Below are 20,095 nucleotides of genomic sequence, written 5' to 3' on the forward strand. Positions count from 1 at the left end.
AACTGGCCTCTTTGTCACTGAGTGCCGCGCATGCACCGGAAACCGTCATCGGCAATTTTACCGGCGCCAACCGAAACGTCGCCGACTTCCTGATGGGCGAAGTGTTCCTGGAACTGCCGCCGGCGATCGCAAAATTCCTGCTCTACAGCTCGATCTTCGAACGCTTCAGCGCCGAGGCCTGCCGGGCGGTGATGCGCGCGGCCGACGCCGAAGCGGCGATCACCGAGATCGAGACGCGCAACCTGTTCCTGGTGCCGCTCGACGAAGAGCGGCGCTGGTTCCGCTTCCATCATCTGTTCCGCGATTTCCTCAGCCGCGAAATGGAACGGCGCGAACCGGAGATGATCGCGCCGCTGCATCTGGCGGCCGCCGAATGGTTCGGCGAGCGCAAGATGCTGACAGAGGCGATCGGGCACGCGCTGGCCGGCCCGCCGGCGGTGTTCGTGGAGAACAATGCGCTCGACCTCATCGCCCAGTGCCAGCTTCTCTACGTGCGCCAGCTGCTGGCACTGCTGCCGAGGAAGCTGATCGACCAGCGCATTCGGCTGCAGCTGGTCGTGCTGTGGTTGGCGGTGCACAGCAGCCAGCCGGAGATTGCCCAACAGACGCTGAGCAATGCGCGCAAGTTGGTCGAGACCGGACCGACCGACAGCAACGACCCAGGCACGATGACCGGCACAACGATCGAGGCTGAGCTCGTGGTTCTCGCCGCCGCCGTTCACAGCACGCTGGAGCAGTTCGATCAGGCGCGCGACACAGCCCTTGCGGCCCTGCGCGTCATCGCGCCCGATGCCTGGTTCATGGAGGGCGCGACCGCCAATGTCATTGGCTACAACCTCTATGCGCTGGGTGACCTCGACGGCGCACGCGCCGCCATCGATGCGGCACGCCGGGCGCATGAGCGAAGCGGCAGCCTGCTCGGCGTCACCATTGCCAATTGCTACATGGCCGTGATCGAGCGTTCGGCGGGCCGCTTGCCCGCCGCCGAGCGGCTGCTGCGCAACGCGATCATCGAGGCTCGGGCGCGGATCGGTGCAAACTCCTATGCCGAGGCCCTGGCCGGCACGCTGCTTGCGGAACTTGCCTATGAGACCAATGCGTCGGGCGAAGCGCTGACCCTGGTCGAGAATCTCGGACCGCAGATCGAAGGCGCGGCAGTCATTGTCTATCCTCTGGCCAGCGTGCCGACCTATGCCCGCGTGCTGCAGCTGACCGGGCGCACCGAAGCGGCACTGGATATGCTTGAGCGCGTCTATCAACGCGTACACGGCACGGTGTATCGCCGCCTGGCATCGATGATCGTGCATGACCGCATACGTGTGCTGCTCGATCAGAACCGTATTGCCGAGGCGCGTGCGCTGCTGGCCGAGCATCGGGGCGAAGGGACCGAGGCTTCGGTGGTCATCACCACCGCCAACGAGTTCGAATTCTTTGCCGAGGGCCGCCTGCTGACGGCCGAGAAATCCTATGCCGCTGCCGCGGGAGTTTTCGACGCGCTGCTCGAGCGCACGAAAGACAGCGGGCGCATGCGCCGCCATATATTGGCGCTGATCCTGCGCGCCAAAGCGGCCAGCGCTGCCCACGACCAACGCGAGGCAGACCGCAATCTCCTCAATGCGTTACGTCTCGCCCAACCCTCCGGCTTCATCCGTTCTTTCGTCGACGAGGGAAGGCCTGTTGTCGAAGGGTTGATGCGGCTGCGCGCGGCTCAGGCGAAGACCGATCCCGCACTGTCAGCCTATGCGTCGCGCATCATCGATGCCGCGCAGGCGATGCCTGTCGCGACACGCAAACTGACCGCACCAGCCGCCGAGAAGGAACAGCTCACCCAGCGCGAGGCCGAACTGCTGCGCTATCTCACTGAGGGCATGTCCAACCGCGATATCGCCTTGGCGCTGTCGGTGAGCGAGACCACGGTGAAATGGCATCTGAAGAACATTTTCGGCAAGCTCGCGGTGACCAACCGGGTGCAGGCGGTGCGCGCCGCGCAAGGATCTGCAGGCGCCCATACCCCTCCGAAAGGAGGGGCATAGATAAGAGGCGCGACCCCACTTTCGGGTCGGGCGATCTGATCGTTAGCCTGCTAGCGTCACCTGGTTTTCAGAGGACGCTGCGGATGGCGACAGGCTACGTTTTTCACGAACAGCTGATGTGGCATGACACCGGCTCCAGCGCCGACATGATGCCGCCCGGCCGTTTCGTGGAACCCGGCCGGCATCTGGAATCCCCTGGCTCCAAGCGCCGGCTGAACAACCTCATCCAGGTCAGCGGCCTGTCGCGGCATCTGGTGCCGATCATCCCCGAGCCGGTCTCGGTCGACGACCTGTTGCGCGTGCACACGCAACGCCATGTCGATGATATCCGCATGCTCAGCGAACGCGGCTCCGGTTTCGCCGGGCCGCAGGCGCCGATCGGCCTCAACAGTTTTGACATCGCGCTGCTGTCGGCCGGCACCACCTATGCCGCGATGCGCGCCGTGCTGACGGGCCGCGTCGACAATGCCTATGCGCTGGCGCGGCCGCCGGGACACCATGCCGAGCCCGACCAGGCGATGGGCAACTGCCTGTTCTCCAACATTGGCGTCGCTGTCCGCCGGCTGCAGCATGAAGGCCTGCTCGGGCGCGCGGCGATAGTCGACTGGGATGTGCATCACGGCAACGGCACCGAGACGGTGTTCTATTCCGACCCGTCGGTTCTGACCATTTCCGTGCACCAGGACAATCTCTATCCGACCGGGCGCGGTGCGCTGGCCGACAACGGGAAAGATGCCGGCGAGGGCTTTAACATCAACATCCCGCTGCCGGCCGGCAGCGGAACCGGTGCTTATGAAGCGACTTTCGACCGCGTTGTCGCGCCGGCACTGCGCGCCTACAGGCCGGACCTCGTCATCGTCGCCTCCGGCTTCGATGCGTCCGGCTTCGATCCACTCGGCCGCATGATGCTCAACAGCGAATGCTTCAGGCGTCTTGCCGCGCGCATGGTTGCGCTGGCCGCCGAGACCTCGCAAGGGCGCCTGATGATGACCCATGAAGGCGGCTACTCCGAGGGCTATGTGCCGTTCTGCGGCCATGCCGTCATCGAGACGCTAGCCAATCACCGTACCGAAGTGGTCGACCCTTTGTCGGACCATATCGACGAATGGGCCGGGCAAGACCTGCAGCTTCATCAGGCCGCGGTGATCGATGCCGCCGAAGGCCTGCTCGCCGGCCTGCGCCAACGTCTCGCCAGTGCGGCCTGACGCGATGGATTTCGTCATCACCACGCTGCTCAATGCGCTGACGCTGATCAGTATCCTGATGCTGGTCGGGCTCGGGCTAGCGATCAGCTTCGGCCTAATGAACGTGACCAATTTGGCACATGGCGAGTTCGTCACCGTCGGCGCCTTCGCGGTCTATTTCGTCCAGAGCATGGGTGGCTCGTTCTGGCTAGGGCTGGTGGCTGCCCCCATCGCCGGCGCGGTGATCGGCTGCATCCTCGAATTCGCCATCATCCGCCATCTCTATTCCAGGCCGGTCTCAACTGTGCTTGCCACCTGGGGCGTCAGCCTGATCCTGCAGCAAGGGCTGGAACTGATCTTCGGTCTCGGCGCCAAGCCGGTGACGCCGCCTATCGAGGGCACGCTCGACCTCTTCTTCACCGTCTACCCGGCCTATCGGCTGATCCTGATCGGCATCGCCATGCTGACCTTGCTCGGCGTCATCCTGCTGATCAGCCGCACGTCCTTCGGTCTCGACATCCGCACCGTCATCCAGAACCGCGAAATGGCCGAGGGCGTCGGCATCAACACGCGGCGCACCTACGCCATCGCCTTCACCTTCGGCGCGGCCATCGCCGGGCTCGCCGGCGGACTGGTCGCGCCGCTGGCGATCGTGCTGCCGCAGATGGGGGTGAACTATCTCGCCAACGCCTTCTTCGTCGTCATTGTCGGCGGCGTCGGCTCGATCGGCGGCCTCGTCGCCGGCAGCGTCTTCGTCGGCGGGCTGACCAGCATCCTCAATTATCAGATCTCGCCGTCGCTGGCGCAGGCGGTCGTGCTGCTGGCGGCCATCGTCGCTGTCCGGCTTCGGCCCAACGGCCTGTTCAACGGAGCGTCGCGATGATCGCCCGCGACCGCAACTGGCTGCTGATCTTCGCCGCCTGCGTGGCGCTCGCGATCATCTATCCGTTCTTTGTCGGCGGGTATCAGCTGACCGTGATCCGCGACGCGCTGATCTTCGGCCTGTTCGCCGCGAGCCTCGACTTCTTCTGGGGCCGCACTGGAATCCTGTGTTTCGGCCACGCTGCGTTTTTCGGCATCGGCGGCTACATCATGGCGCTGATCACGCTCAACGATGCGATCTCCTTCGCCAGCCTGCTTGGCATCATCGGTGCGGTGGCCGGTGCGGCCTTGGTCTCCGCCATCATCGGCTACTTCCTGTTTTTCGGCGGCATCCGTGGCAGCTATTTCACCATCGTCACGCTGGCCATGGGCGTCATCTGCCAGCAGGCGGCGGTCTCCTGGAGCTCGGTCACCGGCGGCGACAGCGGGCTGATCGGCATTCCGCCGATTGCCTTCGATGTCGGCGGGCTGCACGTCGATCTCAGCCAGGACCTGCCCAGCTACATCTTCGTCTCGGCCATCGTCGCGGTGACCGTGCTGGCGCTGTGGTCGATCAGCCGTGGCCGCTGGGGTACGGTGCTGACCGCCATACAGGACAATGAAGTCCGGGCAGCAGCGCTCGGCCACAATGCGCCGTTGCGGCTGCTCGTCACCTTCGTCCTGTCGGCGGCGATCGCCGGCCTTGCCGGCGCGCTCTATGTCTGCATGGCGGGGTTGGTGGCACCGGATCTGTCCGGACTGCTTCTGTCGACGGAAGTCATCGTCTGGGTGGCGGTCGGCGGGCGCGGCACGCTGCTGGGGCCGGTGCTCGGCGCCATCTTCATCCAGCGTGCGCAGCAGACGATCAGCAGTTTCAACCCGAGCCTGTGGCCGCTATTGCTCGGCTGTGTCTTCGTCATCATCGTCTTCGTCCTGCCGGACGGCATCCTGTCGATCTACGCGCGACTGAAAGCCCTGTTCAAAGGCGGGAGGCGCGCACAATGAGCGACATCCTGCTCCAGGCCGAAAATGTCGGCATCCGCTTTGGCGGGCTGCAGGCGCTGGAGGCCCTGAACCTCACTGTACGCGACAAGGAACTCTGCTGCATCATCGGCCCGAACGGCGCCGGCAAAAGCACCTTCCTCAATGTGTTGACCGGTACGCTGCGCCCGACCAGCGGCAGCGTGCGCTTCCTCGGCCACGACATAGCCGGCCTGCCGCTGCATCGCATCGCCCGGCTCGGCATCGCGCGCAAGTTCCAGATCCCGTCCGTTTTCCCGAGCCTCTCGGTGGAAGACAATGTGAAGGTCGCCCGCTGGGGGGCGCCCTCGCCTGTGCGCCCGGTTGGCGAATTGCTGGAATTGGTCGCGCTGAGCAATCGCGCTGCCACACCGGCCGGCGAACTCGCGCATGGCCAGAAGCAATGGCTGGAGATCGGCATGGCGCTGGCAATCGAGCCGCGGTTGCTTTTGCTCGACGAACCCACCGCCGGCATGACGCCGCAGGAGACGCTGGCGACGGCCGATATGCTGCTACGCCTAAAGGGCGAGTTCTCGATCGTCGCCGTCGAACACGATATCCGCTTCGTACGGGCGCTGAACTGCGAGACGCTGGTGCTGCATCAGGGACGCCGCCTGCGCAGCGGTCCTTTCCATGACATCGAGACCGACGAAATGGTCCGCGATGTCTATCTGGGGAGGCGCTGATCATGCTGCGGACAATGGCGGTCTCGGCCGGCTACGGCCCGCTCCCGGTGCTGAACGGCATCGACCTCAGTGTCGCGCCGGGCGAAGTCGTCGGCCTGCTCGGCCGTAACGGCGCCGGCAAGACGACGCTGCTGCGCGTCATCGCCGGCGGCTTGCGGGCGAGCGGTGGCGCCGTGGTTCTCGGTGACAAGGACCTCACGAACGCGCCGGCTTTCCGCCGCGCGCGGGCAGGCATCGCGCATGTGCCGCAGGGGCGCGGGATCTTCAACCAGCTGACGGTGCGGCAAAACCTGGAGGTCGGTACCCGCGCTGCCGAGGACCGTGGCGACGGCGGCATTCCGGTCGACATCTTCGGCTATTTTCCGATCCTGCGCGAGCGCGAAGCGCAGGTCGCCGGCACGCTTTCGGGCGGCCAGCAGCAGATGCTGGCGATCGGCCGCGCGCTCTGCGGCCTGCCGTCGGTGCTGCTGCTCGATGAGCCTTCGGAAGGCATACAGCCGAACATCGTGCAGTCGATCGCCGAGCTGGTGCCGCGCATCGCGCGCGAACGCAGCATCGCGATCGTGCTGGTCGAGCAGAATCTCGATCTCGTTCTCAAGGCATCGGACCGCTGCCTGGTGATGGAGAAGGGCAGGATCGTCCATGAAGGCGCGCCAGAGGCGTTCGCCGACGAGACCCTGCTGAAGGATCTGTTGGCCCTATAAGGCGCGCCTGAAGCGCGCCTGGGAGCTTGTTGACTTGTAAGGCGTGCATGGGGCGCGCCTGGGACTGGAAGGGAACACAACAATGATAAGCAGAAGAACTGTCTTGAAATCCGGCGGCGCCGCGGCCGCTTTCGCCATGGTCGGTGCGCCGTCGGTCCTGCGCGCCGCCGACACCGTCAAGGTCGGCCTGTCGATCCCGATCACCGGGCTGCAGGCGATCCTCGGCGAGACGCTGCTCAATTGCTACAAGCTCGCCGCCGCCGAACTGAACGCCGCCAATGGCATTGGCGGGCGCCAGGTCGAGTTGTTCATCGAGGACAACCAGACCACGACCTAGGGTTCCATCGACAAGGCGCGCAAGCTCATCAACGAAGACAAGGTCGACGTGGTCATGGGCACGATCATTTCGCCGGAGCGAAGTGCTACGCTGTCGGTGACCTCGAAGGCCAAGAAGCTGTTCTTCTACCCAACCAATTTCGAGGGCGGCGAATGCAACCGCTACTTCGTCGCCACCGGCCCGATCCCGATGCAGCAGGTCGACCCGATGATGCCGTGGGTGGCCGAGACCCTCGGCAAGACCATCTACGTCATGGCCTCCGACTATGCCTGGCCGCAGAAGATGACCGAGGCGATCACGGCGGCTTACGAAAAGGCCGGCGGCAAGATCATCGGCGCCGACTACTATCCGTTCGGCACCACGGATTTCGGCCCGGCCTTCCAGAAGATCAAGTCGCTGAAGCCCGATGTCGTCTGGTCGATGGTGGTCGGCAACGACGCCGTCACCCAGCTCAAGCAGTATCGCAGCTTCGATATCAAGCAGCCGCTGATCGCACCGCTCGACGAGGTCTTCAACAAGGACGCGCTGCCGCCCGGCGTCGCGGCCGGCACCTACGCAACGCAGCCTTACTGGATGGCGCTCGACAATCCGGTCAACAAGAAGTTCATCGCGAGCTTCCGCGAGAAGTTCGGCAAGGAGAAGATGGTCAACGGCATCGGCGAAGCCGGCTACAACGGCCTGCATCTCTACGCCCTGGCCGCCGAGAAGGCCGGATCGCTGAAGGACGATGATGTGCTCAAGGCGCTGCCCACGATCGAGTTCGACGCGCCGCAAGGCAAGATCCGGGTCGATGCCAGCAACAACCACACGCTCTGCCATTCCTATGTCGGCAAGGCGGCCGCAGACGGCATCAGCTATGAGATCGCCAAGGATTTCGGGACGATCGCGCCGGTCACCCCTTACTGCAAGCTGTAGGCGCTTCGGCAACAGCTCCAGGTAATCCTGACGGCGGCTTTGCCGCCGTCAGCTCGCTTGCGGCGCAGGCAGCCGCTCGCGCAATTCGTCGACAAGCACCCTGGTGTTTTCGGAATAGTCGATGGGCACGACGACGAGGTGCACGCCGCCGCCGGTGAAGGCCCGTTCCAGCGCCTGCCGCAAATCGGCGATCTCGCCAACTCTTGTCCCCTTGGCTCCGTAGGCCTCGGCATATCTGACGAAGTCGGGATTGCCGAAGGTCATGCCGAAATCCGGAAATTCGTCGACCGCCTGCTTCCAGCGGATCATGCCATAGGCATGGTCTTCGAGCAGCAGGACGACGAGATTGAGCTTGAGCCTGACGGCGGTCTCCAGTTCCTGGCTGTTCATCATGAAGCCGCCATCGCCACAGATGGCCATGACACGGCGCTGCGGATAGAGCAGTGCCGCCATCATCGCCGACGGCAAGCCCGCGCCCATGGTGGCCAGCGCATTGTCGAGCAGGATCGTGTTTGCCATGCGCGTCCGGTAGTTGCGCGCGAACCAGATCTTGTACATGCCATTGTCGAGGGCGAGGATCCCGTCCGGCGGCATCACGGCGCGCACGTCATGCACGATGCGCTGCGGCGTGAAGCGATCTTCGGTGGCGCGCGCGGCGATGCGGCTCAGAATGCCTTCCCGCAGCGGCAGCAAGGCCTGTGCATTGGGGACCTTGCCCTCGATGCTGTCGGCCAGCAGCGCCAGCGAAGGACCGAGGTCGCCGACGATTTCGGCTTGCGGGAAATAGACCTGCTCGACATCGGCTGAATGGTAGCCGACATGAATGACCTTCGGCCCCTTTGCCCCCATGATGAAGGGCGGCTTCTCCACCGTGTCGTGACCGATGGTGATGATCAGATCGGCCTGTTCGATGGCCTCGTGCACATAGTCGCGCTCCGAAAGGGCTGCCGTTCCCATATAGAGCTCCGTGCCGCCAGGCACGGTGCCCTTGCCCATCTGCGTGGTGAAATAGGGAATTTGCGTCCGCAGCACGAACTGGGCGACATCGGGAGTCACGCGCGGTCGCGACGCCGCCGCACCAAACATCAGCAGCGGACGCCTGGCTTCCATGATCATACGGGCGGCGCGATCAAGCGCGCCCGGGCTGGCCAGCGGCAGTTCGACCGGATGCGTTGGCACGAGTGCTACCGGTTCACACTCGGCCGCCGCAATGTCTTCCGGCAATTCAAGATGTACGGGGCCGGGACGCTCTTCCTGGGCGACACGGAAAGCTTCGCGAACCAACGAGGGGATCATCTTCGGCGAGACGATCTGACGCGACAGCTTGGTCAGCGGCTTCATCGCCGCGACGATGTCGACGATCTGGAAGCGCGCCTGCCGGGATGACAGGATGCCTTTCTGGCCGGTGATCATGATCATCGGCATCGCGCCGAGCAGCGCATAGGCCGAACCGGTCGAAAGGTTGAGCGCGCCCGGGCCAAGCGTGGTGATGCACACACCCGGCTTGCCGGTAAGCCTGCCATAGGTGGCGGCCATGAAAGCGGCTGCCTGCTCGTGGCGGGTCAGGATCAGCTGGATCGAGGAGCGGCGGATGGATTCGACGATATCGAGATTTTCTTCGCCCGGAATGCCGAAAATCCGCTCGACCCCTTCGTTCTCGAGGGCCGCGACGAACAGATCCGAACCTTTGGTCATGACCACCTCTCCCGCAACATTCCGTCGGCCACCTTCATATGGCATCGGAACGCGACGCCTCAAAGAGGCATCTTCGGCTGCGGGTCAGAGGCGCGTGTTGCAGCTCGCCGCTTTCGGCGAGGCGAAAAGTTCCTTCGGCGCAGACCATTGGCTGATCGGTGCGCCGCGCGTGCCGGTGATCAGCGAACGCAGTTCTGACAGATAGGTCTGCACGAAGAACGAGGTCTGCCTTTCCAGCGGCGTATAGGGACCCGGCCGGTAGGCGCGCGACATGATGCCGTCGGCATTGTCCTCGGTGATCTTCTTGTCCTGCACCGTGGTGACGTCCCACATCCAGCTGATCGCATCGGCGTCGATGTCGCCATCGGCGTCCTTGTCGACGAGCCAGGTCAGAATGACGTCGGTTTCCGTGGCGCTGCGCGGTATCATCTGGAACAGCGTGACATAATCATTGGCAGCACTTGCAAACGACAGGCGTCCGAGGCGGAAGCCGCTTTCGCCACCATCATAGGCGTGACGGCCGCCCATCAGGCATGAGACCCCCTCACCTGTATTGGACAGCGTGTTGCGGCCGGATCCGATCGGCTTGCGGTGCATGGCAAACGGCATCGTGTCGAGGTCGCCAGCCTGCCACGCGCCCTTGTGGAACTCGGCATCGCCGATGACGCTGTGCCAGGCCTCGATTTCATTCTGCCACTCGACCGCCTTGTCGGCGTCGCGGGTCGCGGTCACTTTGACATGGCCGTTGACGCGGTAATATTCGGGGTGGGCCGGCCGGCAGTGATAGCATTCGAGGAAGTTCTCGAGCACCAGCTTCCAGTTCGCCTTGGTGAGATAGTTCTTGCGCGCGACGATGCGTGCGCGGTCAAGGCCGTTTTCGCGCAAGCCGCCGGTCAGCCCGTCCGCGACAGGCTGGATGTCGGGCAGCGAATTGGCATCGAGGCCGCAGAACACGAGGCCGCCGAAATGCTTGCAGGGCACGCGGTGCAGTCCCAGCGCTTCCGGATCGACGCTTTCCGGTAGATCCTGCCGTGACTGCAACTCGCCGGTCAGCCTGAACGACCAGGCATGGTAGGGGCAGACCAGAAGCTTGCCGCGACCATCCTTGGCGCAGAGCCGCGAGCCGCGATGGGTGCAGACATTGTAGTAGGCCGCGATGTCCTCCTCGCCGTCGTCGAAGCGCACGACGATGATCTCCTCGTCGAAAAGCTGGCGCACGATGTAGCGGCCCTTTTCTGGGACCTCGCTGGCATGGGCGACAAGCATCCATTGACGCGGAAACCACAAGTCCCGTTCCAGCGCGAAGATGGCAGGGGCCGCGTAGAAGGCCTGTTCCAGCGACCAGTCCGGACGTTGCCGGTCGATCAGCCTGACGGTCTCGCTTCTGTCGATAGGCTGGCTGTTCGATGTGTAGGCCTGCACGGCAAACACCTTTCTGCTCGCTGGCGTTCGAATGACGTTTCGATAGAGTGTGCGATGCGGAAAGGCTTGCAGCAAATACAGAAATGATAGACCTTCATATCGAAAAGGCATGAAAGCAGGTTTGGATCGTGAAAACCCTCAAGACATCGCTTCCCCTGCTGAACGCCATGGTCGTCTTCGAGGCTGCCGCCAGGCATGGCGGGCTGACGCTGGCCGCACAGGAGCTCAACATCGCACAATCGGCGGTCAGCAGGCATGTCGCCAATCTCGAGCGCCAGCTGTCGGTCGAGCTGTTCACGCGCAGAGGCAACCGCGTCGCCGTCACCGGGGCCGGCAACACGCTGGCCGAAGCGATCCGCGAGGGTCTCGGCACCATCAGGCAAGCGGTCGAGGATTTGACCGCGCACGACAGCGATACATTCGTGGTCGGCTGCAGCCACGACTTCGCGCAGGCATGGCTGATGCCGCGCTTCGGCCTCATCACATCGCAGGTTGCCGATGGCCGCGTGCTGCTGCAGACATCCACCGACTACAGGGATTTCGACCAGCCTGAAGTGGCATTGTCGATCCGTTTCGGCGAAGCCGGGCAATGGCCCGAATTCGTGACCGAAAAACTGCTCGAGGGTGAGTGGTTCCCGGTTTGCGCGCCGGCGTTCCTGGCGCGTTATCCGGCGCTCGCCTCGGAAGAGCCTGAGGCTTTCCTGGCAGTGCCGCTGCTGCATCAGGTGACGCCGCCGGGCGCGATCGACAGTTGGCAATCGTGGGTCGGAACCGACCGGAAACTCGACGGACCTCGGTTCACCGGCTACATGTCGATGATACACGAAACCATCGCCGGGCGCGGCGCGGCGCTCGCCTGGGCGGGATTTGCCGACGAGCATCTGCGCCGCGGCCAGCTCGTCCGGCTGACCAAGACCTCGCGGCGCCACGCCGGCTCCTTCCACATCGTCATGAGGAAGAACGCCGGCCCGGTTGTCAGGGCGGTGGCGCAGGCGCTGCTCGGCAGCGTCGGCGACAGCTTGCAGGCAAGCGCCGGGGGCAGCTGACGATCAGGCCTCGCGACCAAACCGCGACGCCTCGTGACGCGCGCCCCAGACCGGCATGGCGGCTTCGATTTCAGCTTCCGACTTGAAAGCATCGGATGCGTAGCGGTCGACACGGAACCGCTCGGCGGAAACGAACGGGGTCTGCCCGAGAACCAGTTCGCAAGAGAGCCGGCCAAGACCCGGCCCATGGGTGACGCCGCTCTCATTGTCGCCACCGACGACCACGATATTGTCGCTGCCGGGGACCTTGCCGACGATAAGGCCGTTGTCGGGCGTGTAGCACGGCACGCCTTGCGCCCAGCTCGCGATCGTCGAACCGCGCAGCGGCGGGAACACCGTCTGCAACTCGGCAAGCTCCTGCTCGGAGGTTTCCTGCATCAGCCCGATATTGTGCGGCTGGCCGGGTTCGATTTCGCTGTCGTTCGTCTTGTAGAGAGGTTTGTAGTGCCGGCCGGTTCCCCACATTATGGCGCCGAATGTCTCGCGCAGCCACAGCCGCAATTCGCGGCACTGGACGGTGGGAATGGTCGATGGCAGCCCACGGTCGTCGGTGACGATGCGCGTTGCAACGACGCGCAGCAGCGGCAACTGCCAGCCAAGGCCTGACAGGACCTGGTTGTTCCAGGCGCCGGCGGCAACAATCACGCCATCAGCCTCAAGACCGCCCTGGTCGGTCTCGATCGTCACCCGGTCGCCGGCATCATGGACGGCAGTCACGCGTGCGTTGCTGCGGAAGACGCCGCCGAGCTCGCTGATCTGGCCGGTCAGCACCCCCATCGCCAGCTTGGTGTCGAGCTGGATGCCATGCGGATTGTAGGCCGCCGAATGGACCCGGGCCGGATCGATGAGACCCTGCATCTTCTGCCCGATCTGCACGGCATCCAGGTCCTGCATTTCCGGCGGCGCATAGGGAGAATCCAGCACCGGGCGGACGAAGCGTTCGCGCCCGTCCTCGGTCAGCGCCATGATCAAGGTGCCGTTCGGCCGATAACCAATCTCGGCGCCGACCTCGTGCAGCCTGCGATAGAAATCGAGGCCATATTGCTGCAGCTGAAAGCCCTCTTCACCGAGCGGGATCATGCCGGCGGACCAATGGGAGACGAAGCCAGCACCGGCGCTTGTGGTTGCGGCACCCGGCTGGCCGGCATCGATGACCGTCACCCGGCGCACGCCGGACCGCAGCAGATGGAAAGCCGCGCTGCAGCCGATGATGCCGCCGCCAATCACCGCGATATGCCTGCTATCGCTGCCGCCATGGCTTCCGTTTGAACTCATCTTTGTTCTCTCTCTTGCCGATGTTCCGGTCGGAGCGACATACAGCGACGGCGACCATACAGGCTCGTCCCGGACTGTCTAGACACATGTGTCTGTGGCCTGATACTTGATGCGCACTGCATCTGGATCACACGTCCGGAACGCCGCTTGATCCGGCTTTCCGTTGTGTTGTGTCGCCGAGAGAGCGAGGAAAAAGTGAGCGTTTCGACAGCCGCCCAGGCCATTTTCGACAGTGAAATCATATGGGACGCGCATTCCGGCTTCATGCCGGACCCGGCGGCGGACCTGAACAATCTGCAGATCTGGCGCGACGCCGGCATCGACTATCTGTCGATCGATGTCGGCTTCGACCTGTTGCCCTGGGAGCAGACCGTGCGGACGCTCGCAAATTTCCGCCACTGGATCCTTGCCAATCCCGAGCACTACACGCTGGTCTCCTCCGTCGCGGAAATCCGCAAGGCCAAGCTTGAAGGCAAACTGGCGATCACCTTCGACATCGAGGGCATGAACGCGCTCGACGGCCGCGTCGAGATGGTCGAGTTCTATCACCATCTGGGCGTCCGCCAGATCCTGTTTGCGTACAACAGGAACAATCTGGCCGGCGGCGGTTGCCACGATGTCGAGACCAGCCTGACGGCGTTCGGCCGCGAGGTCATCGACGAGATGAACCGTCTCGGCATGTTCGTCGACGTCACCCATACCGGCTATCGCACCTCGATGGAGGTGATGGAATACTCCAACCGGCCGGTCATCTTCTCGCACTCCAACGCCAAGGCCTTGTGCGGCCATGGCCGCAATATCACCGACGAGCAGATCAAGGCCTGCGCGCGCACCGGCGGCATCGTCGCGATCGTCGGGCTCAATCGTTTCCTGGGAGAGGGACGCACGGACTCGGACAGGCTGGCTGACCACATCGAATATCTCGTCGACCTGGCTGGCCCAAATCATGTCGGCATCGGACTGGACTACGCCTTTCCGGTTGATGTCAAAGGCATCGACCGCATCATTTCCGACAATCCGCAATTCTGGCCCAAGAGCGAATATCCGGAGGGGGCGACGACCTACGCGGCTCCAGGTCAGATGCGCGAACTGACCGAGGTTCTTCTGCGCCGCGGCCAGTCCGAGCAGACCGTGCGCGATGTCCTGGGCGGCAATTTCATGCGCCTGGCGGCTGAAATCTGGAAGTGAGCGGCGGCCGAGAGGCCTATCTCTGCTACAGCTCTTGATCCAGCCCCACCGAATGGCGGGCCAGGCCATATCGTCTGCGCGATCACATTCCGCCCGCGACTTGCCCAAGTCGACGCGCCGGCGGCGGTCGGAACAGATGTCGAGATTTTCCGCAAGATCGTCCGTATCCAAGATTCGGACGTGCCGGCAAAATTTTCGCTAGACATAGATGTCTATTATTAGCAGTTTTAGCGGACCGACACATTCGGCCCGGCTTGGAGAATGGCCTGCGGCCTGAAAACAAGACAACGAAAACAGCTGAGGGGTAGAGCATGTCCATTCTAGCCGACACCAGGGTTTCGCGCCGCAGCCTGCTCGCCGGAGCCGGCGCTTTCGGCCTCGCCTCAATGGTCAATCCAAAAGTTTCCTGGTCGAGCGACGGGCCGATCCTCAAGGTGCGCTCCTACGCCGACATCCAGACGCTCGACCCTTGCTTCCGGCTGGCGGCGCCTGAAGGCGACATCACCAGCGTCATCTTCGCCGGCCTCGTCGTCACCACGCCGGGCGACAGCTGGGGCTGGCGGCCGATGGCGGCGGAAACGATCAAGCAGCTCGATCCGCTGACCGTCGCCTTCCAGCTGCGCGACAATATCGGCTTCACCGATGGCTACGGCCAGATGACGGCCGAAGACGTGAAGTTTTCGATCGAACGCATCGCCGACCCAGCCAACAAGAGCCCCTATTCCGGCGACTGGGCAACGCTCAAGGAAGTCGAGGTCAAGGACAAGCTGTCGGGGCTGATCCACCTGAAACAAGCCTTCGCGCCGCTGTGGACGTCGACCTTGCCGACGCCGTCCGGCACCATCCTGTCAAAGCGCGCCATCACCGAGCTCGGTGGCAAGATGGGCGTCAAGCCGGTGGCTCAGTCAGGCCCCTACATCCTGAAGGAATGGCTGCCCAAGCAGCGCACGGTGCTGGTCCGCAATCCCGACTGGAAGTACGAGCAAGGCGCCTTCGCGGAAATCCACATTCATCCGATCGAGGACGAGAAGACCGCCGAACTCGGCTATGAGGCCGGCGACCTCGACTACACCTGGACCGCGGTCTCCTCGATCTCGCGCCTGAAGCAGACGCCGCCGCCGAAGACGACCGTGGTGGAGAAGCCTTCGCTGGCCTTTGTCTGGCTCGGCATGAACCAGGATGTCGCTCCCTTCAACAATCCCAACATGCGCCGCGCGGTTCAGTACGCCGTGGACCGCAAGGCGGTGGTCGATGCTGCCTATTTCGGCGCCGCCGCAACCGCCACCGGCATCATCGCGCCCGGCCTGCCCGGCCATCGCGAGAAGAACCTTTTCGATTTCGACCCGGACCGCGCCCGCGACATGATCACCAAGGAAGGATTGGCCGGCACGACGATCACGCTCGACATCCTCAACAAGACCGAGCGGCTGACCGCGGCGCAGGTCGTGCAGTCGAACCTGCAGGATGTCGGCCTCAATGTGGAGATCAAGCAGAACGACAGCGGCACCTTCTGGACGCTTGGCGCCAAGGAAGGCGACTACTGGAAGAAGCTGCAGATGATCATCAGCCGCTTCTCCATGCAGCCGGATCCGAGCTGGGCGACTGCCTGGTTCACCCGCGACCAGATCGGCGTCTGGAACTGGGAGCGGTTTTCCAGCGAGGAATTCGACAAGCTCAATGCCGAAGGCATGGTCGAGCTCGACCCGGCGAAACGTGATGTCATCTACAAGAAGCTGCAGGACCTGATGGAGGAGAACGGCAACTACGTTTTCCTGACGCATGAGGTCACCGGCATCATGAATCGAGACACGCTTGTGGCCGGCCTGAAGCCGAACGGCGAACCCGTGTTCACCGACTTCAAACCGGCATGATGTCGGCGGGCGGGGCTCGCCCCCACCAAAGACCGTCCGACAGGTACCGAAAATGATCCGCTACGCCCTCAAGCGTCTGTGGCTTGGCGCCATCATCATCAGCGTCGCTATGATGATGATGTTCGCCATGGTCTACCTCATTCCCGGCGACCCGGCCTCCGTCGCGCTGGGGCCACGCGCGACGCCGGAGATGATGGAGGCGCTGCGCGTACGCATGGGCCTCGACCAGCCGGTGTGGCGGCAGTTCCTGCACTTCTACGGATCGGTCCTGCGCGGTGACCTGGGCATCGAGGTTCTGTCGAACCGGCCGGTGCTGGACGTGGTGATGGAGCAGCTTCCGTTCACGCTGGCGCTGGTGGTCGGCGGCATTACCTGGTCGGTGGCGCTTGGCATCCCGCTTGGCTGTATCGCCGCGGTGCGCCGAGGCGGCTTTGTCGATCAGGTGATCGGGGTTCTTTCGGTGGCGATGATCGCGGTGCCGTCCTTCGTCGTCGCCATCTATTCGCTGCTGGTGTTCGCGGTCGCACTGCAATGGCTGCCGGCGATCGGCGCCGGCGAACCGGGCGACCTCGCCAGCCGGCTCCAGCACCTCATCCTGCCGTCGCTGGCGGTCGGGCTTGGCTGGATCGGCTACATCTCGCGCATGGTGCGCGCCTCGATGCTGGAGACGCTGGAGGCCAGCCATATCCGCACGGCGCGCGCCTTCGGCCTGACAGAGCACCGGATCGTCTACACCTACGCGCTGCGCATTGCCGTGCTGCCCACGATCACCCTGCTCGGCGTCGGCATCGGCCACATGCTGTCGTCTTCCGTTTTCGCCGAAATCGTCTTCGCCCGCCCCGGCATCGGCAAGCTGGTCTATGAGGCGATCTCGGTGCGCAACTACCCCATCGTCTCCGGAGCCGTGCTGGTCACCACGGTCTTCTTCGTCCTCGTCAACGTAGCGGCCGACATTCTGGTCGGTGTATTGGATCCCCGTGTCAGATCAAGTTTCAACTGAGCTGTCTTCCGGCGGCAGCCGGTTGTCCGGATTGTGGCGCACCGTGCGCGGCATCATGCGCGAGCCGCTCGGCGCCGTCGGCCTGACGCTGGTGACGCTGGTGGTGCTGTCGGCGGTGTTTGCCAGCGCGCTGACCAGCTATGCGCCGAGCAAGATATCGCCGGCCGAACGCTTCGCTTCGCCGAGCCTGCTGCATCTGCTCGGCACCGACCACCTCGGCCGTGATCTTCTGACCCGGGTGCTCTATGGCGGGCGCGTCGCGCTCTTGATCGCGCTCGGCGCGACAGCGGTGTCGCTGGTCGTCGGCGTGGTGCTCGGGCTGATCGCCGGCTATGGGCCGCGCTGGCTCGACAATGTGCTGCTGCTGATCTTCGACGCCGTGAAGAGCTTTCCCACCGTCATGCTGGCGCTGACGCTGGTCACCCTGTTCGGCCCCTCGCTCTATGCGGTGGTGCTGGTGGTGATGCTGGTCAATGTGCCGGGCTATGCCCGCATCATCAGGACGCAGACGCTGGTGCTGAAGTCGGCCGAACATGTCATGGCGGCGCGCTCGATGGGCGCCAGTGCCGCCCGTATCCTGCGCGTCCATATCCTGCCCAACATCATCGGCCCGATCCTGATCCTGATATCGATGGACATTCCCGTGGTGGTGGCGATCGAGGCCGGCATGAGCTTCCTCGGGCTCGGCGTGCGGCCGCCAACGCCGAGCTGGGGCGCGATCCTCAATGACGGCTTTGCCAACATCCGCGATTCCTACTGGATCGTGATTGCCGGCGGCCTGCCCATCGTGCTGACCACACTCGGCTTCACCTTCTTCGGCGAGACGCTGCGCGACCTCTTCGATCCCCGGCTGAAGGGGCGGTCATGACGGTTCTCGCGATCAAGGATCTGAGCGTCGCCTTCCACACCGAGAGTGGGCGACTGGAGGCGCTGAAGCAGGTGAGTTTTTCCGTGCCGGCCAACCGCAGCGTTGGCGTGGTCGGCGAATCCGGCTGCGGGAAGTCGACGCTCATCAACGCCATTCTCGGCCTGCTCGCCGACAATGGCGAGATATTATCGGGCGAGATCATCTTCGAGGGTGACAAGGACCTCGCCCGGCTTGACCCCATGGCGATGCGCGGCTTGCGCGGGCAAAGGATCGCCACCGTTTTCCAGGACCCGATGGGCGCGCTCAACCCGGTGCTGTCGGTGGGGCGGCAGATGCGCGACATCCAGTATCGCTCGGGTCTGTCGAAGCGGGACAAGGATGCGCGCTCGGTCGCCATGCTGCGCAAGGTTCGCATTCCCGATCCGGAAAGCCGGCTGACACAGTTTCCGCACGAATTCTCCGGCGGCATGAAGCAGCGCATCGCCATTGCCATGGCGCTGATGATGGAGCCGGCGCTGCTGATCGCCGACGAGCCGACCACGGCGCTCGATGCGACGCTGGAGGTGGCCACCATCGAACTGCTCAAGGATCTGCAGCGCGACATCGGCTGCTCGGTGCTGTTCATCTCGCATCATCTGGGCGTGATCGCCGAACTCTGCGACGAGATGATCGTGATGTATGCCGGCGAGGTGGTGGAAAGCGGCACGACCCGCGAGATCTTCCACGACGCCCGCCATCCCTACACGCAGAAGCTGCTGGCCTGCGATCCCGCCCGGCTGTCGCAGCGTGTGTCCCGGCTGCCGACGATTGCCGGGACCTTGCCGGACCTGCGCCGCCGACCAAGCGGCTGCGTCTTCCAGCCGCGCTGCGATCGCGCCGACGCCCAATGCCTGACGACGCCTCCCAGCGCCCCTGTCGGCGGATCTCATATCGCCCATTGCTGGCACTCGGACGTTCCACTGGGGGCCATGGGCGCATGAACGAAGACCTGCTCCGTGTCAGCGACCTGCGCGTCTCGTTCCGGGTTGGCGGCCTGTCCGCCAGGCTCGCGGGGCGGGCCACCGAAATCGAAGCGGTCTCCGGCGTCAGCTTCACGCTTCAACGAGGCAGCACCTTCGCGCTGGTCGGCGAATCCGGCTCGGGCAAGACGACGCTGGCGCGCACCCTCAACGGTCTTCAGCCGGTGAAAGCAGGCACGATCGTGTTCGAAGGACAGGAACTGCAAGGCCTGTCCAACGCCGCGATGAAACCGGTGCGGCGGCGCATGCCGATGATGTTCCAGGATCCGGTCGGATCGCTGTCGCCGCGGCTCAGCGTGCGCTCGCTGCTGTCGGAGCCTTTCGTCATCCACGGTTTGTCGGATCGCGATCTCAACGCTGAAGTCACACGGCTTCTTGCGCTGGTCGGGCTGCCGCGCGATTTCGCCGACCGCTACCCGCACCAGCTATCTGGCGGCCAGGCGCGCCGCGTCGGCGTAGCGCGGGCGATTGCGCTGGACCCGGTGCTGGTCGTCGCCGACGAGCCGACCGCCGGCCTCGACGTCTCCGTGCAGGGAGAGGTGCTGAACCTGCTCAACGACCTGCGCGACCGCATGGGCCTGTCGATGCTGATCATCACCCACAATCTGCATGTCGTGCGCCAGATCGCCGACCGCATGGCGGTGATGTATCTCGGGCGCTTCGTCGAGCAGGGCGAAACCGAAGCGATCTTCCGCGCCCCGCATCATCCCTATACGGCGGCCCTTCTCTCCGCCAATCCCGAGCCTGATCCCGACAGGGTGCATCAGCGCATCACGCTGCCGGCTGACGTTCCGTCCTTGCTGGCGCGCCCCTCAGGCTGCGAGTTTCACACACGCTGCCCGCAGGCCGAGGGCCGTTGCGCGCTGGATGTCCCCGTCCCGGCCTCGGTCGGCGACAGCCGTCTGACCTGCCATTTCCCGCTGAACACATAAGGATCGCCACCGGCGCAAGTGTCGGCCGAGGCGTTGAGA

The 20,095-nt window shown here is 64.2% G+C and carries 16 protein-coding genes and 1 pseudogene; 14 read left to right on the forward strand and 3 right to left on the reverse strand.

Features of this window, described 5'->3' with window-relative positions:
- The 7 genes and pseudogenes from EN932_RS05145 to EN932_RS05175 form a co-directional block, all read left to right on the forward strand.
- A partial coding sequence (locus EN932_RS05145) for a LuxR C-terminal-related transcriptional regulator (protein WP_128368754.1) occupies nt 1-2,033 on the forward strand: 2,033 nt, incomplete at its 5' end.
- Between the two features lie 83 nt (nt 2,034-2,116).
- The gene (locus tag EN932_RS05150; protein ID WP_013532992.1) at nt 2,117-3,238 is read left to right on the forward strand and encodes a class II histone deacetylase; all 1,122 of its coding nucleotides are present in this window, start codon (nt 2,117-2,119) and stop codon (nt 3,236-3,238) included.
- 4 nt (nt 3,239-3,242) lie between these two features.
- Entirely contained in the window at nt 3,243-4,100 is an 858-nt protein-coding gene (gene urtB, locus EN932_RS05155) for an urea ABC transporter permease subunit UrtB (protein ID WP_064995186.1), read from the forward strand.
- The gene (locus EN932_RS05160) at nt 4,097-5,083 is read left to right on the forward strand and encodes a branched-chain amino acid ABC transporter permease (protein ID WP_024502520.1); all 987 of its coding nucleotides are present in this window, start codon (nt 4,097-4,099) and stop codon (nt 5,081-5,083) included. The genes urtB and EN932_RS05160 overlap by 4 nt, the downstream gene beginning before the upstream one ends.
- Nucleotides 5,080-5,784 (forward strand): ATP-binding cassette domain-containing protein, encoded by a 705-nt coding sequence (locus tag EN932_RS05165; protein WP_013532995.1) that lies wholly within the window; start codon nt 5,080-5,082, stop codon nt 5,782-5,784. Before EN932_RS05160 ends, EN932_RS05165 begins: the two co-directional genes overlap by 4 nt.
- 2 nt (nt 5,785-5,786) lie before the next feature.
- Nucleotides 5,787-6,488: an ABC transporter ATP-binding protein gene (locus EN932_RS05170; protein WP_127369991.1), complete on the forward strand. Its 702-nt coding sequence runs from the start codon at nt 5,787-5,789 to the stop codon at nt 6,486-6,488.
- A gap of 82 nt (nt 6,489-6,570) precedes the next feature.
- Nucleotides 6,571-7,740, forward strand: a pseudogene (locus EN932_RS05175) (substrate-binding protein).
- Nucleotides 7,741-7,788: 48 nt separating this feature from the next.
- Here EN932_RS05175 and EN932_RS05180 read toward each other — a convergent pair.
- On the reverse strand, nt 7,789-9,435 hold the full coding sequence (locus EN932_RS05180; RefSeq protein WP_127370150.1) for an acetolactate synthase large subunit: 1,647 nt from the start codon (nt 9,433-9,435) through the stop codon (nt 7,789-7,791).
- A gap of 84 nt (nt 9,436-9,519) precedes the next feature.
- Complete coding sequence (locus tag EN932_RS05185; protein ID WP_164753891.1) at nt 9,520-10,857, reverse strand: aromatic ring-hydroxylating dioxygenase subunit alpha; 1,338 nt, start codon at nt 10,855-10,857, stop codon at nt 9,520-9,522.
- A gap of 128 nt (nt 10,858-10,985) precedes the next feature.
- Here EN932_RS05185 and EN932_RS05190 point away from each other — a divergent pair, with 128 nt between their 5' ends.
- Nucleotides 10,986-11,903 carry a LysR family transcriptional regulator gene (locus EN932_RS05190; RefSeq protein ID WP_127368421.1) on the forward strand — a complete coding sequence of 306 codons (918 nt, stop codon included), beginning with the start codon at nt 10,986-10,988 and terminating at the stop codon, nt 11,901-11,903.
- A 3-nt stretch (nt 11,904-11,906) separates the two neighbouring features.
- Here the strand turns inward: EN932_RS05190 and EN932_RS05195 are convergent, their stop codons facing one another.
- Nucleotides 11,907-13,178 carry an FAD-binding oxidoreductase gene (locus tag EN932_RS05195; RefSeq protein ID WP_127368422.1) on the reverse strand — a complete coding sequence of 424 codons (1,272 nt, stop codon included), beginning with the start codon at nt 13,176-13,178 and terminating at the stop codon, nt 11,907-11,909.
- Nucleotides 13,179-13,373: 195 nt separating this feature from the next.
- Here EN932_RS05195 and EN932_RS05200 point away from each other — a divergent pair, with 195 nt between their 5' ends.
- The 6 genes from EN932_RS05200 (at nt 13,374) to EN932_RS05225 (ending at nt 20,056) form a co-directional block, all read left to right on the forward strand.
- Nucleotides 13,374-14,366: a membrane dipeptidase gene (locus EN932_RS05200; RefSeq protein WP_082826414.1), complete on the forward strand. Its 993-nt coding sequence runs from the start codon at nt 13,374-13,376 to the stop codon at nt 14,364-14,366.
- 311 nt (nt 14,367-14,677) lie between these two features.
- Nucleotides 14,678-16,237 (forward strand): ABC transporter substrate-binding protein, encoded by a 1,560-nt coding sequence (locus EN932_RS05205; protein WP_024502512.1) that lies wholly within the window; start codon nt 14,678-14,680, stop codon nt 16,235-16,237.
- 52 nt (nt 16,238-16,289) lie between these two features.
- Nucleotides 16,290-17,237 (forward strand): ABC transporter permease, encoded by a 948-nt coding sequence (locus tag EN932_RS05210; protein WP_127368423.1) that lies wholly within the window; start codon nt 16,290-16,292, stop codon nt 17,235-17,237.
- 22 nt (nt 17,238-17,259) lie between these two features.
- On the forward strand, nt 17,260-18,105 hold the full coding sequence (locus EN932_RS05215) for an ABC transporter permease (protein ID WP_127368424.1): 846 nt from the start codon (nt 17,260-17,262) through the stop codon (nt 18,103-18,105).
- On the forward strand, nt 18,102-19,085 hold the full coding sequence (locus EN932_RS05220) for an ABC transporter ATP-binding protein (RefSeq protein WP_127368425.1): 984 nt from the start codon (nt 18,102-18,104) through the stop codon (nt 19,083-19,085). Before EN932_RS05215 ends, EN932_RS05220 begins: the two co-directional genes overlap by 4 nt.
- On the forward strand, nt 19,082-20,056 hold the full coding sequence (locus EN932_RS05225; protein ID WP_013533007.1) for an ABC transporter ATP-binding protein: 975 nt from the start codon (nt 19,082-19,084) through the stop codon (nt 20,054-20,056). Before EN932_RS05220 ends, EN932_RS05225 begins: the two co-directional genes overlap by 4 nt.
- Nucleotides 20,057-20,095 lie beyond the last annotated feature (39 nt).

It is taken from the genome of Mesorhizobium sp. M7A.F.Ca.US.002.01.1.1, from assembly GCF_004022955.1.
Classification (GTDB): Bacteria; Pseudomonadota; Alphaproteobacteria; order Rhizobiales; family Rhizobiaceae; genus Mesorhizobium; species Mesorhizobium ciceri.

Excerpts from the sequence above, each read along its gene's own strand:
- EN932_RS05150 (WP_013532992.1), top strand. The coding sequence starts at position 2,117 with ATGGCGACAGGCTACGTTTTTCACGAACAGCTGATGTGGCATGACACC.
- urtB (WP_064995186.1), top strand. The coding sequence starts at position 3,243 with ATGGATTTCGTCATCACCACGCTGCTCAATGCGCTGACGCTGATCAGT.
- EN932_RS05160 (WP_024502520.1), top strand. The coding sequence starts at position 4,097 with ATGATCGCCCGCGACCGCAACTGGCTGCTGATCTTCGCCGCCTGCGTG.
- EN932_RS05165 (WP_013532995.1), top strand. The coding sequence starts at position 5,080 with ATGAGCGACATCCTGCTCCAGGCCGAAAATGTCGGCATCCGCTTTGGC.
- EN932_RS05170 (WP_127369991.1), top strand. The coding sequence starts at position 5,787 with ATGCTGCGGACAATGGCGGTCTCGGCCGGCTACGGCCCGCTCCCGGTG.
- EN932_RS05180 (WP_127370150.1), bottom strand. The coding sequence starts at position 9,435 with ATGACCAAAGGTTCGGATCTGTTCGTCGCGGCCCTCGAGAACGAAGGG.
- EN932_RS05195 (WP_127368422.1), bottom strand. The coding sequence starts at position 13,178 with ATGAGTTCAAACGGAAGCCATGGCGGCAGCGATAGCAGGCATATCGCG.
- EN932_RS05205 (WP_024502512.1), top strand. The coding sequence starts at position 14,678 with ATGTCCATTCTAGCCGACACCAGGGTTTCGCGCCGCAGCCTGCTCGCC.
- EN932_RS05210 (WP_127368423.1), top strand. The coding sequence starts at position 16,290 with ATGATCCGCTACGCCCTCAAGCGTCTGTGGCTTGGCGCCATCATCATC.
- EN932_RS05220 (WP_127368425.1), top strand. The coding sequence starts at position 18,102 with ATGACGGTTCTCGCGATCAAGGATCTGAGCGTCGCCTTCCACACCGAG.
- EN932_RS05225 (WP_013533007.1), top strand. The coding sequence starts at position 19,082 with ATGAACGAAGACCTGCTCCGTGTCAGCGACCTGCGCGTCTCGTTCCGG.